Source organism: Streptomyces sp. DSM 40750, from assembly GCF_024612035.1.
In the GTDB taxonomy this organism is placed as follows: Bacteria; Actinomycetota; Actinomycetes; order Streptomycetales; family Streptomycetaceae; genus Streptomyces.
Map to the genome: position 1 here is coordinate 11,193,740 of NZ_CP102513.1, position 12,850 is coordinate 11,206,589.

At 68.9% G+C, this 12,850-nt stretch carries 11 protein-coding genes; 5 read left to right on the forward strand and 6 right to left on the reverse strand.

Annotation, left to right across the window (positions count from 1 at the left end):
- Positions 1-149 precede the first annotated feature (149 nt).
- Positions 150-584: an Rrf2 family transcriptional regulator gene (locus tag JIX55_RS49090; RefSeq protein ID WP_257561414.1), complete on the reverse strand. Its 435-nt coding sequence runs from the start codon at positions 582-584 to the stop codon at positions 150-152.
- A 128-nt stretch (positions 585-712) separates the two neighbouring features.
- Between JIX55_RS49090 and JIX55_RS49095 the strand changes: the two genes are divergently transcribed.
- A complete protein-coding gene (locus tag JIX55_RS49095) occupies positions 713-1,462 on the forward strand; it encodes an SDR family NAD(P)-dependent oxidoreductase (protein ID WP_257561413.1) in 750 nt (249 codons plus the stop codon).
- Positions 1,463-1,934: 472 nt separating this feature from the next.
- Here the strand turns inward: JIX55_RS49095 and JIX55_RS49100 are convergent, their stop codons facing one another.
- From JIX55_RS49100 to JIX55_RS49110, 3 genes are all read right to left on the reverse strand, one after another.
- Positions 1,935-3,530, reverse strand: coding sequence for an alpha/beta hydrolase (locus JIX55_RS49100; protein WP_257561412.1), 1,596 nt, complete (start codon positions 3,528-3,530; stop codon positions 1,935-1,937).
- Positions 3,531-3,833: 303 nt separating this feature from the next.
- Entirely contained in the window at positions 3,834-5,153 is a 1,320-nt protein-coding gene (locus JIX55_RS49105; RefSeq protein WP_257561410.1) for a UDP-glucose dehydrogenase family protein, read from the reverse strand.
- Between the two features lie 75 nt (positions 5,154-5,228).
- Positions 5,229-5,663, reverse strand: a complete 435-nt coding sequence (locus JIX55_RS49110) for an NUDIX domain-containing protein (RefSeq protein ID WP_257561409.1) — start codon at positions 5,661-5,663, stop codon at positions 5,229-5,231.
- Positions 5,664-6,057: 394 nt separating this feature from the next.
- Here JIX55_RS49110 and JIX55_RS49115 point away from each other — a divergent pair, with 394 nt between their 5' ends.
- Positions 6,058-7,449, forward strand: coding sequence for a sporulation protein (locus JIX55_RS49115; RefSeq protein ID WP_257561408.1), 1,392 nt, complete (start codon positions 6,058-6,060; stop codon positions 7,447-7,449).
- A 786-nt stretch (positions 7,450-8,235) separates the two neighbouring features.
- Here JIX55_RS49115 and JIX55_RS49120 read toward each other — a convergent pair.
- Entirely contained in the window at positions 8,236-8,892 is a 657-nt protein-coding gene (locus JIX55_RS49120; RefSeq protein ID WP_257561407.1) for a TetR/AcrR family transcriptional regulator, read from the reverse strand.
- A 116-nt stretch (positions 8,893-9,008) separates the two neighbouring features.
- On the opposite strand from JIX55_RS49120, the gene JIX55_RS49125 reads away from it, so the two are divergent.
- The 3 genes from JIX55_RS49125 to JIX55_RS49135 all read left to right on the forward strand — a co-directional run bounded on the left by JIX55_RS49125 (position 9,009) and on the right by JIX55_RS49135 (position 10,706).
- On the forward strand, positions 9,009-10,019 hold the full coding sequence (locus JIX55_RS49125) for a hypothetical protein (protein ID WP_257569181.1): 1,011 nt from the start codon (positions 9,009-9,011) through the stop codon (positions 10,017-10,019).
- Positions 10,020-10,084: 65 nt separating this feature from the next.
- Positions 10,085-10,249, forward strand: coding sequence for a hypothetical protein (locus JIX55_RS49130; protein ID WP_257561406.1), 165 nt, complete (start codon positions 10,085-10,087; stop codon positions 10,247-10,249).
- Between the two features lie 4 nt (positions 10,250-10,253).
- Positions 10,254-10,706 (forward strand): IS701 family transposase, encoded by a 453-nt coding sequence (locus JIX55_RS49135; RefSeq protein ID WP_443046686.1) that lies wholly within the window; start codon positions 10,254-10,256, stop codon positions 10,704-10,706.
- Between the two features lie 896 nt (positions 10,707-11,602).
- Here JIX55_RS49135 and JIX55_RS49140 read toward each other — a convergent pair.
- Positions 11,603-12,814 (reverse strand): cytochrome P450, encoded by a 1,212-nt coding sequence (locus tag JIX55_RS49140; protein WP_257561404.1) that lies wholly within the window; start codon positions 12,812-12,814, stop codon positions 11,603-11,605.
- Between the last annotated feature and the right edge of the window lie 36 nt (positions 12,815-12,850).

Genomic DNA, 12,850 nt, shown 5'->3' on the forward strand with positions numbered 1-12,850 from the left:
AAGGCCGCCCGGTCACGGTGAGTGCGAACCGACAAGCTGGTCCTGGAGCGAGAGATGGCGCAACCGTCTTTGGCGTGACTGGTTGCCAGGCTGTTCACTGGCTTGGGCATCGATGGGGATCTTGGTGATGTCAGGGCGTGACAGGGAGGCTAGCGAGGTGCCGCGAGTACGTCCCGGAGTACGTTCTCGAGCGTGACGCGGGCCAGCTCGTGTCTCAGGGTCTCCTCGATGCCCTCGTAGATGCCCTGCATCGCCGGCTGGATGCCGTGACCCACCACGCATCCCTGGTCCGGGGTGGTGCGGTGCATCGCGAACAGCGGGCCGGGTTCCACTGCCTCGTACACGTCGAGCAGGGTCATCGACTCCAGCTCGCGCGCCAGCGACCAGCCCGCGCCCACGCCCCGCCGGGACTCCACGAGCCCGGCCCTGCGCAGCTCGCCGAGCAGCCGTCTGATCACCACGGGGTTGGTGTTCGCGCTGGTCGCGATCTGCTCGGAGGTGGCGACCTCATGGCCCTGGCGCTGGTAGAGACCGATCCAGGCCAGCGCGTGGGCGGCGATGGTCAGCCTGCTGTTGGCACTCATGAACCCCTCCTCTCGGCCGCAACGCTTTATGTTACGACAGCTCAGTCGTAACAGCGAAGGTTGCAACAGCCTGTCGTAACAATTAACGTTGCGACTGCTAGGACGGGTCAATCAACGAGGTGAGAAGAATGAGCAAGCCACTCATGGGCAAGGTCGCCCTGGTCACCGGGGGGTCGCGCGGACTGGGAGCCGCGACCGTACGGCTGCTGGCCGAGCAGGGCGCCGACGTCGCCTTCACCTACGTCAGCTCCGAGAAGCAGGCGCAGGCCGTCGTCGACGAGGTGCACGGCAAGGGAGCCAAGGCCGTCGCCTTCCAGTCCGACCAGGCGGACACGAGCCGGGCGCCGGCGCTGATCGACGACGTGGTCGCGCGCTTCGGCGGCCTGGACATCCTCGTCAACAACGCGGCGATCTCCGTGGCTGCCACGGTGGACGACCCGGACGCCGACACCGCCGCACTGGACCGGATGCACGCCACCAACTACCTCGGCGTGATCGCCGTCATCCGGGCCGCCTCCCGAGTGCTGCGCACGGGCGGCCGCATCATCACGGTGAGTTCCGGACTGGGCTCCCGGGTCGGCGCCCCCGGCCTTGCCGACTACTCGGCGACCAAGTCAGGGATCGAGAGGTACACCATGGGCGTCGCACGCGACCTCGGGCCCCGGAACATCACGGCCAACGTCGTGGAGGCCGGACTGATGGAGGGCGGCATGCAACCGCCGGACCCCGAGACCCTCAAGGCCCTGGTCAGCTCGCTGTCCCTGCAACGCATGGGTCACCCCGACGAAATCGCCGCGGCGATCGCCTTCCTCGCGAGCCCCGCCGCGTCGTACGTCACGGGCGCGGTGCTGGACGCCCACGGCGGCTACAACGCCTGAACCGGAACTGCCGCCATCGCTGCTGTTGGGTCCTGGAAGGCGGCGCGCAACTCCCACGAGGCCGCAGAGATCCTGTCCCGGTCGAGCAGCAGCGCTTGCACGCCGATCTCACCCCGGACTTCCGCTGCGCGATCGTGGCCAACGAGACCCGCTCCACCGCGATGCTGCGGGTCCCCTTCGAAGGCCCCCGGGGCTGCTGTCCCACGGCGCTGTCGAGATCACCGTGTCCATCCGCAATGAGAAAGGACCTGGCCCAGTCGACCAGCGATCCCGCGTAGAGGGAATCGGCTCGGAGGACGTCAACACGCAGAGCATCGTCCAGCAGGGATGACCAATCGCCCGACCGCCTGATGGTCGGCGTGGCCGACGGTTGGACGAGCGGCGTCCGACGCGTGCGAGGGGGCACCGCCCTGGTGGCCAGGGCCGTGCCCCCTCGGTCAGGTCTGCGTCGGATCAGGACGCGTCGCGGGGCTCACCGGTGCGTGCCTGCGCCCAGGAGGTCGGGCAGCGGGTTGACGAGGTCTCCGGTCGGCGACTGCCGCTGGGCGGAGGGCCCGGTCGGCCAGACCGCGGGGCAGTGGGTGCCCTTGCGGGGGGTCTTCAGGGTGAGGAGGTACGTGTCGATGGCGTCACGCGCGCACGGGCTCAGCCAGTAGTCGCCGTGGCCGGCACCGTCGTACGTGAGGAACACGGCCTCGTGGCCGATCTGACGGGCCGCGTTGGAGCCCCAGGAGTGCGGGGTTGCCACGTCGAAGCGGCTGTTGGTCATCAGGATCGGGGGGGTCCCGTCGACCCGGAGCCGGTGCGGCGGGTTGGTCACCTCGGTCGGCCAGTCCTGGCAGCCGGTCAGGTCGGTCCAGGCGAGGGAGCTGAGCCGGGTGACGGGCGCAAGCCGGGCGAGCTTGCGCTCGTAACGGGCGAGGGTGGCGTACGAGGGGACGTCGAAGTCGTAGTCCTGGCACATCACCGGGAGATACCCGAACGGGGTCGGCTCGCCGCGCTGCCGGAGGGTCCGTCCTGCGGCGGGGTCGGCGGCGTCCATGTCGGCGAGGAACTGGGCGAAGTCGAACCAGGTGGCCGGGTCGTACATGTAGCCGAAGGCGACGCCCTGGAGATCCTGGGTGGTGACGGTGTAGGGCGGGTCGCCCGGCAGGACCAGCTCACCGGCCTCGGCGCGCTGGTAGAGGGAATCGAACAGGGTGCGGGCGTCCCGGTCGTGGAGCGCGCAGGACGGCGTACGGGCGCACCAGTCGGCGAACTGGCCGTACGACTCCTCCATCGCGACGGTCTCGGTCCTCTGGTAGTTCCACGGGTCCAGGCTGTGGTCCATGTTGGAGTCGAGCGTCATCGCACGGACGCGGTGCGGATAGCGCTCGGCGTACTGCTGGCCGATCCCGGTGCCGTAGGAGACGCCGTAGTAGCTGATCCGCTGCTCGCCGAGGCCGACGCGTATCGCCTCCATGTCGCGGATGACGCTGGCGGTGTCCATGTGGTCGACGAGCGGTCCGGTGAGGTCGCGGCAGTTCTCGCCGAGCGCGTGGTTCGCCTCGCGGAGGGCGGTGAACGAGGAGTAGCTGTCCGGGTAGAGCAGCGCACCCTGGGCGTTCACCAGGTCCTCGTCGCACTTCACCGGGTTGCTGAGGCCGACGCCGCGCGGGTCGAAGCCCACGATGTCGAAACGCTCCAGTAGTTCGGGCGAGAAGGCCTCGGGGGCGCTGAACGCGAAGCCGACGCCGGAGCCGCCCGGACCGCCGGGGTTGATCAGCAGCGAGCCGATGCGGCGCTCGGGGTCGGTGGCCCGATGGCGGGCGAGGGCCAGGTCGATGGTGGCGCCGCGCGGCCGCTTCCAGTCCACGGGCACCTTGATGGTGGCGCACTCGAAAGTGCCCTCGCCGGAGGGAGACTCACACGGCTCCCAGGCCATGCGCGCGGGCGGCGGGGTCTTGGCCGAGGGGGCGGCGACGGCGGTCCCGGCGAGCAACTGTCCGAACAGCGCGGTGACCAGGGCTCCGACGGCCAGTGCCCGGCGCCCTCTCGAACGCGGGGGCAGTGGGGGGTTGAACGGCACGGATGTTCCTCCATGGGACAGGAGTTCACAGATGGATCACAGCATGGTCTGTAAGTTGCCTGCGCGACAAGGAATATGAGGTTCAGTCAGATGACTGACGCCGGCCTGTGCCCCGACCCTTGCTGGATCCTCGCCGCACCGTGCCATGAGATCCGTGCCCGTAAGAGGTCACTTCCTCCGGTGTTCTGGCCCCTGGCCGGTGAGCGATGACCCGGCGCCCGCCGACCCGGCGGCGGCCCGCACGGCGGCCCAGCCGTCGGCGCAGGCAGCAGCAGGAAACGCAGTTCGTCGTCCTGTGTGGTTTCAGGGGCGGCCGAGGGCGCGGAAGGTCCAGCCGGCTTCGCGCCAGCGGGCGGGGTCGAGGGTGCCGCGGCCGTCGATGACTTTCGGGGTTGTGGTGCGGGCGGCGAGGTGGTGTGGGTCGATGTGGGAGTACTGCGGCCACTCGGTGAGGTGGAGCAGCAGGTCGGTGTCCTGCACGGCGGTGATGGGGTCGTCGGCGTAGTCGAGTTCGGGGTGGAGCTTGCGGGCGTTGTCGAGGGCCTGGGGGTCGGTGACGGTGACGGTGGCGCCGAGTTCGTGAAGCTTGCGGGCGACGGCGAGGGCGGGGGAGTCGCGGATGTCGTCGGTGTCGGGCTTGAAGGCGGCGCCCCAGACGGTGATCCGGCGGCCGCCGAGGTTGCCGCCGACCTGTTCGCGGGCGAGGTCGACCATGCGCTCGCGTCGCCGGTTGTTGATCGCGTCGACCTCGCGGAGGATCGTCAGGGCCTGGTCGACGCCGAGTTCGCCGGCGCGGGCCATGAACCCGCGGATGTCCTTGGGCAGGCAGCCGCCGCCGAAGCCGAGGCCGGGCCGCATCCCGCGGCGGCCGATCCGCGCGTCGTGGCCGAGGATGTCGGCGAGCCGGCCGACATCGGCGCCGGAGGCTTCGCAGACCTCGGCCATCGCGTTGATGAAGGAGATCTTCGTGGCCAGGAAGGCATTGGCGGACGCCTTGGCGAGTTCGGCGGTGGCCCAGTCGGTGACGATCGTCGGCGTCCCCGCCTTGATGATCTTCTCGAAGCACTGCCGCAGCACCGTCTCGGCCCAGGAGCGTTCGGTGTCAAAACCGAGGACGAGGCGGTCGGGGCGGAGGGTGTCCTCGACGGCGAACGACTCGCGCAGGAACTCCGGGTTCCAGGCGACTTCGATGGCGTCCCCGGCGGGCGCGTATGCGTGCACCAGGTCGCGGACGCGGGGTGCGGTGCCGACCGGAACGGTCGACTTCACCGCGACCACCGCCGGATGCGTGAGGCGGGGCGCGAGCTGGCGGACGGCGGTGAACAGGTGGGTGAGGTCGTAGGCGTGCTCGCCGGGCTGCTGCGGGGTGCCTACGCCGATGAAGTGCAGATCACCGAAGTCGGCGGCCTCGGCGTAGGAGGCGGTGAACCGCAGCCGGCCGCTCTTGACGTGCTTGGAGAGGAGGTCGTCGAGGCCGCGTTCGAAGAACGGGGCCTTCCCGGAGGCCAGGACGGTGACCTTGTCGATGTCACAGTCCATGCCGAGGACCTCGTGCCCGAGTTCGGCCATGCACGCCGCGTGGGTGGTGCCGAGGTAGCCGCAGCCGACGACGGTGAGCTTCATGACGGGGGTTCCTTTGCGAGGTGAGGGGCCGCCGACAGCCCCTCACCTCTTCCTCGCCTCCGAAGGGCGGGGTGCTCAGGCGGGCCGGGCGGCCGGATAGCGGTTGATCCCGTCCCGGATGAACGGCGGGATCGTGCGGAATTCGAGGTCCTCGGGGGCGAGGAACTGGAGCTTGACGCCCTCCGCGAGGGGCAGGGCCCAATCGTCACCGTCCCAGGAGGCGGCGAAGAACGTGATCGGCTGCCCGGAGCCGTGCTCGTCGCGGATCTCGAAGAGCTCGGTCAGGCCGTCGACTGCCAGGCCGGCTTCCTCGTCGAGTTCGCGGACGATCGTCTCGCGCGGTTCCTCGCCGGGATCGCAGCCGCCGCCGAGCACGCTCCAGTGATCCGGCCAGGCTATGCCGGGCAGATCGTCACGGAGGTGGAGGCGGAGTTCGCCGCGGCGGTTGGCGGTGATCGCGACCGCTCCGTGGGCGGCGGCCGGGCTCTCGGCGGTGGTGTCCTGATGCATCCGGACACCCGTAGGTGGGCCTGCGAGGCGCCCATGGCGCCGACCGTGCTCTCGTGCCGGACGGCGTCACCTCCGGCCAGGCCTGCGATTCCGCACATCACTGGTTCACCCCCGAGTCAGGTGGCGCCTTGGCGACGGCCGCCGCCGGGAAGGAGATCCATCCAGTCCCGGCGGCGGCCTGGGCTCTCATCACAGCCGCCCGGCCGATGGGCGGGGAGGGCTCGCAGGGGGGCTCACAACTCGCGGACGGGGTTCACCGCGAGCCGGAAGGCAATACCCTCGGTGACCCAACACACTGAACGCGTACGACTCTTCGACCCGGCGAGTACGGACCCATGTGCTCAGCCGTCTGTTCGAGTCGGCGCGGTCCCGGAGACCGGCAAGGGGAGAGGTCGTGGCATCGACCACCCGCCGGACCCGTCCGCCGAACGCGGACCTGGCCCGGCTCATCGAAGCCAGCGGCGCGAGCCGCAAGTCCCTGGCCCTGCGCGTCAACCAGCTCGCCCACGCCGCCGGGACAGAGACGGACTACTCACATACTTCTGTAGCGAACTGGTGCAGACGTGGGATGACGCCGAAATGGCCGGTCCCGAAGCTGTTGGCGCAGGCCATCGGCGAACGGCTCGGCCGGCCCGTCGCCCTGGGCGAAATCGGCATGGGCGAGGCGGAGACAACCGACGCGGATGTGGGGTTGGATTTCCCCAGGGACCCCGCCGACGCCGTCCGCGTCGCCACTTCGTTCTGGAGCTCCGTGAACCGCCGCGACTTCCTGGCCGGATCCGGCTTCGCCGCCTCCGCCTTCACCACCCCCGTCACCCGTTGGCTCGTCACCCCCGCCGACGAGACCGCCGACCACAGCGGCGGCCAGCAGGTCGGCCGGGCCGACCTCGACGAACTGCGCCAGGCCGCCGACGACGCCCGCCGCTGGGACTCCAAATACGGCGGCGGGAACTGGAAAGCCAACTCCGTCACCCACTGCCTCGACCACCGGGCCACCCCGCTGCTGCAAGGCAGCTTCACCGACGAGATCGGCCGCGAACTCTTCTCCGTCACCGCGCAGTTGTCCCGGCTCGCCGGCTGGACGGCCTTCGACGTCGGCCAGCACAATGCCGCTCAGCGGCACTTCATCCAGGCCCTCCGCCTCGCCCGCGCGGGCGGCGACGTACAGCTGGGCTGCTATGTGCTGACCACGATGGCCATGCAGACCCTGATGCGGGGCTTCGCGTCCGAGGCCGTGGACATGGCCCAGGGCGCCTTCAACCGGGCCAAGGGACACGCCGTGCCCAGAGTGCTGGCCTTCACCAAGCTGATCGAAGCCCGCGCTCACGCCCGCGAGAACGACCCCCGGGCCGCCTCCCGCGCCCTGAAAACATCCGAAGACCTCCTGGGCCAGGCGAAGGACGACAGCGGCGACGAGCCCGCCTGGATCGATTTCTATCACCACGCCCGCCTCTCCGCGGACGCCGCCGAGGTCTTCCGGGACCTGAAGAACCCCAAAACCGCCCTCGGCTGGAACAAGCAGGCCGCCGCGATGCCGACCGGGGTGTTCACCCGCTCCGTCGGCATGCGGCTCGCCATCGTCGGGACCGCCCACCTCCAGGCCCGAGACCTCGACCACGGCCTCGAACTCGGCAACCGCTCCATCGACATCCTCGCCCGCGTCCAGTCCTCCCGCGCCAAGGACTACGTCCGCGAATTCAACGCCTCCCTCGCCCCCTGGCGGCGCGAGCCGGCCGTCCGCGAGTTCATCCACCGCACCCGCACCGAACTCGGTGTCGCCGCCTGAACACGGCCGGCCGGTGTGACGTCACTCGAATGATTGCCGTGCGCGGCAACCCACATGCAGAGGTCGCCCCGAGGGCATCTGGAGCATCCCCGGCTTCCGCGCGCAGGGTCAGAATGTCCAGGTTCGGTGATCTCGCGCCCCTCGTCGTGAGGAGGCTCGACCGGGCGAAGAAGTCGTCCTCAGCGTCTGCGAGGTGATGGTCAGTGCGTTGCCGTCCTCATGCCGGTTGCGCCCGTCCAGTTGGAGCAGCAACTCCTCACGCGGCACCGGAAGAGCAGCCCAGGCAGTTCATCCTCGGCGCCGTCAGGCTGATCGAGGAGGCAGGTACGGGCTTCCAGGGATCACCGCAGTCCGACACACACGTGCTCTTGGAAGCTGTGCCTGCCTCCGTGCCTACGTCCGGACAACCTACTCAACTGCGAATACACCGAAGCCCTGCTTTGAATTGGTGGCAATGGAGGGGAAGCACCAAGGCGCTCTGGCTTCGCTGCTCCTGCAGACGGATCCGCTTGCTCGTCATGGAGAGGCATGCCTGCTTTACTCACGGGCTCGAAAGCGGGGCGATGATGTCACGATTTTCGCAGGCGTACATCGCTTGACGGATTATGGCCACAGGGTCCTGCTGGTACTCCAGCAGGATTTCGCTGTCTGACCTGGCCTTTCGCCGGGTGGCGGGATACTCCAGCCGTACATCGCAACCTGACGCGGGGTCACCTACGTTGAACCGGCTGACTCGGATGGTGACGGCCGAGTGCATCGGCATGTTACGGATCAGTTGGGTTGCCTTTACGGCTGGGTGCGTCGTTCGGCGGCGTCGAACGCGGGCGCGAGCGGGGCCAGTGCCGCGCGGAGCTGGTCGGGCAGTGAGCCGGAGGGCACGACCAGTCCTCCGGCGCCGAAACTCCCGACGGCCTCTGCGTTCCCGGTCGGCTGGAGCCAGCCTTCCAGTGCGATGCGAACCGCCGCGGCGACGCTTGCCGCAAGAACGCGGGCGGTGTGCGCTCCGGTGTCATCCAGGCGTCCGGCGATCACCGCCGTGAGAGGGGGCTCGATGCCGGCGGTGGTGTCGAGGAAAGCGTCGCGCAGCGCGGTCCGGGCAGTGATCAGCAGCAGCGCCTCGTGTTCGCGCTCACTGGTGTTCGTGTACTGCTCGACCACTGCTTCAGTGACGGCGTCAGCCAGGCGCACTCCTGCAGGCCGGGCCGCGACCGCCGCCGCGATCCGCGCCTCCCGGTCCGCGGTCACAGCGGAGACGATCGCCTGCTCGCGGCTGGCGAAGTAGTTGTTGTAGGTGCGCGGCGAGACCCCGGCCGCCTCGGCGATGTCCTCGACCCGCACCTGGTCGGGTCCGTGCTCCACGGCCAGGCGCAGGGCCGCCTCGCGTAGCGCCTCGCGCGTGGCCTGCTTCTTCCGCTCCCGCAGCCCTGGTGGTGGTGTCGTCACGGTGTCAGCGTCCCACGCATGACTGCGTGCACGCAAACTTGCGCGCACGCACTTTTCCTGTCAGCCTCGACCCGCCCGCGACTGACAGAGAGGACGTCATCATGCGAGCCAGAGGAATGACCTACGACACCGGATTTGTCGCGCACGGCCGTATATCCCGCGAGCACTTCGACACCGCGGTGGTCCGGCGCGAGCTCGCCGTCATCCGCGACGACCTGCACTGCAACGCGGTCCAGATCATCGGCGGCGCCCCGGACCGACTGGAGCTGGCCGCCGGTGTCGCCGCCGAGCTCGGCCTGGAGGTCTGGTTCTCGCCCTATCCGCTGGAACTGGATCCGGAGCAGATCCTCACGCTCTTCCACGACTGCGCCGCGCGAGCGGAACGGCTCCGACAGCAGGGGGCCGCAGTCGTGTTCGTCGCAGGGGTCGAGCTGAGCGTGATGAACCGCGGGTTCCTACCCGGAGAAAGCCCCGAGGGACGGGTCGAGCAACTGATGAGCCGGCCCGAGCGACGGGCCGAAGCGATGCGTGAACTCGGTGTGCGCATCAACACGTTCCTCCGCGACGCGGCGGCCACGGTCCGCGAGCGCTTCCAGGGCAAGCTCACCTACGCATCCATCCAGTTCGAGCAGGTCGACTGGACCTTCTTCGACATCGTGACGTACGAGCTGATCCGCTCCGCCGAGGTCGCCGACCGGTTCCGGGACGCGGTGCGCACCCTGGCCCAAGGCCCGAAGCCGCTCGCCATCACCGGGTTCGGCACCGCGGCCTACCGCGGCGCGGGAGACCGCGGCGGGCGGGTGCTGGAAGTGGTCGAGCACGACCCACAAACCAAGGCCCCTGTGCGACTGAACGGCATATACGAGCGCGACGAGGCCGGCCAGGCCGCATATCTGAGCGAACTGCTGGAAATCTTCGAGACCGAGGGCGTGGACAGCGCGTTCGTGTTCCTGTTCGCCTTGCCCGGCTACCCGCACCGCCCGGACGGCGACCCCAGGGACGACTTGGACCGGGCAGGCCTGGGCATCGTCAAACTCCTCGAAGGGCACCGGGGACAGACCTACCCCGACATGGAATGGGAACCCAAGGCCGCCTTCGCGGCAGTGGCCCAGCGGTATCGGAGGTGACAGGCACCACACACGGTGACCACGGCTCGGGATCTGCACCGCACCGCGGTGCAGATCCCGAGCAGATGGAAACGGTATTCGCCGAACTCGCCGCAGACCTCGCGCCGGTCTACCGCCGCCGCGACCTGCGGGCCAACGGCGTGTTGTACCTGCGCGGGTTACTGATGCCGGGCGTCGCGGGCAACTGCTGGTCGATCGCAGAGGCAGTCGGCCCCGGCCGTACCGCCTGACCACCTGCTCGAACGCGCCTGCTGGGAGGAGGACGCCGCGAGAGACGTGGTGCGCGCGTTCCTGACCCGGCACCTCGGCGCCGACGGCGGGGTCCTGATCTCCGACGAGACGGGGCAGGCGAAGAAGGGGACGAAAACCGCGGCTATGGGCCGGCAGTATTCCGGCACGATGGGCCGGGCCGAGAACGTGATCGTCGCGGTGTACACGACGTACGCGACCAAGCGGGGCCACGCCCTCATCGACCGGGACCTGTACGTGCAGGCCGACTGGATCGCCGATCCGGCGCGGATGGCGACGGCGGGTTCCCCTCAGGATCACGCATTCGCCACCAAGCCGGCGCTCGCCCTCGCACAGGCGAAACGGGCGCTGACCGCCGGAATCAGGCCCCAGTGGGCAACCGGGGACGAGGTATACGGACGCAGCCGGGAGCTGCGCGAGTTCTTGGAAGGTGGCTGAGCTGCTGGACGCGCTGGGTTACGACGCCGTGGACACCGGAAGCCTCGCCGACAGCTGGCGAAGCGAGCCAGGCACCCCGTCTACGTTCAGCCGTACCTGCCCGCACAGCCCGAGGGGCTGACCGACGCGGAGAAGTGGCGCTGGTTCTCCGAGACCCCGGGCCTCCCGGTACCCGCAGACAGGGTCAAAGAACTGACCGACACCGCAATACGGCGCTCCGCGGGCGATGCCCGCGCGACTCTTGCTCAGGACTGAACCAGAAGGCGGGGATCAGGCATGGGGTGGAAGCGGGGCCTATTGCTGCCGCAGGCCTGTCTCCTGGCTTCAGAGAGCACATCCTCATAAAGGCTGATTCATGGTGTTTTACGTCACGGTCGACCGCCGTCTGCCGAAGACGCCATGCCGACCAGGCGGATAGACCACGCAGCTCCGTTCCGGCTGCTGCCGGGTGAGGCCCGCCAGCAGCCGGAGCCGCGTCCCGGGGACGCCGTCCCGGAATCAGGCGCTGCGCGTCGCCTCCGCGAGCTGCCAGCCGAGTCAGGCCGAAGACCCGCCTGCCGAAGCACCTGGTGCTGTGGTTGGCCCCGTACTTGCCTTGCCGTGTACGGGGCCAACGGGCAGTCCGGGCTGGTCATGAAGCTTGGTGGAGCGAGAGGGCTTTGTGCAAAACCTGCCCTCCGCCCCCAGCTCCTACCGGGGCCGGGGGCGGAGGTGTTCACCACTCGGGGAGTCGGTGGTTCACCCCGCCGTCTCTGGCGTCGCTTCGCACTCCTGATCTGTCAGTTGCCGGTCATGCGTGGGTAGACCGGGGCGACGTCGGCAGGGTTGGTTGCCCGAGATGTGCATGGTCGGCAGTGATTCAACCGCTCCTCGAAGTAAGGGACCGGCAGTCCGGCTCAGGAGAGTCGGACAGGCAGCTTGTCGAACGCGACCAGACGGTCGGTGCGGACCTCCAGCGGCTCACCGGCGAGCTCGACCGAGGAGTACCGCTCGGCGATGAGGCCGAGAATCACGCTGGTCTCGGCCCGCGCCAACAGCTGCCCGGCACACGCGTGGGTACCGAGCCCGAACGTCAGGTTCCGGCTCGCCTCCGGCGGGCGGTTGTGGTCGAAGTTGTTCGGGTTTTCGAACACCGCCGGGTCCCGGTTCGCGGCGCCGATCGGGTACTTGATGCACGACCCCGCAGGGATGCGCACGTCCTGGATCTCGATGTCCTCGTTCGGGAACCGTGTGATGATGAGTTCGACCGGATTCAGCCGCGCCAGTTCGTTGACGAACGCCTCCCGGATCTCCGGCTTCTCCCTGAACTCGGCCATCAGGTCTGGTCGTTCGGCGAACAACTTGAATCCGGCACCGATGAGGTAGGCGGGGTTCGGGCCGCCCGACATGTACAGCAGCACCGTGGTCTCCAGGACCTCGCGCCAGGTGAGCTCGCCGCGCCCGTGGGCTGCGAGTAGTTCATCGACCAGCCCGTTTCCAGGCTCCTCGGCGCTCTGCTTCTCCCGTACGTACCGCTCGGTCTCGGCGAACATGAAGTTCATCCCAGCCAGCGACCTCGCGTGGATCCCCTCACCCGGTGCGGTCGCGTTGATGAGCATCGCGTCCCACAGAGCCCAGAACATCCCCTCCACGTCACCCACGGGCATGTCGAGGATGCGGCACATCGTCAGATGGGTGGGCATCACGCCCAGGTCGAAGTGAGCGTCCACCACCTCGCCCGGGGCGAGCTTGTCGAGCGTCTCGACGGTGAAGTCATGCGTCAGCCGCGCCCATGTGCCGATCATCTTCGGTGTCAGCCAACGATTCGTCAGCCGCCGCATCCGGGTGTGCTCCGGCGCGTCCTTGGACAGGACGGTGTTGTCGAACGCGGTCCATGGATGAGGGTGCTCGCCGGCGGCGGCAAACGACGGCGGCTCCGCAATCCGCATACACGGCAGTTTCGCATTGTGCATGGTGTCCGCGTGGTTCAGTACCACATATGTGTTCTCCGTCGTCCGGTGCACCGGCGCGATCGCCCGCGCACGCTCGTACGCCGGGTACGGGTCGGCCCGGAATCCCTCGTCGTTCCACGGGAACATCGCCGAGGCGTCCTCAATGGTCAAACTCATCTCCGTCACTCCTTCGGGTCTGGTCAGGACAAGGCC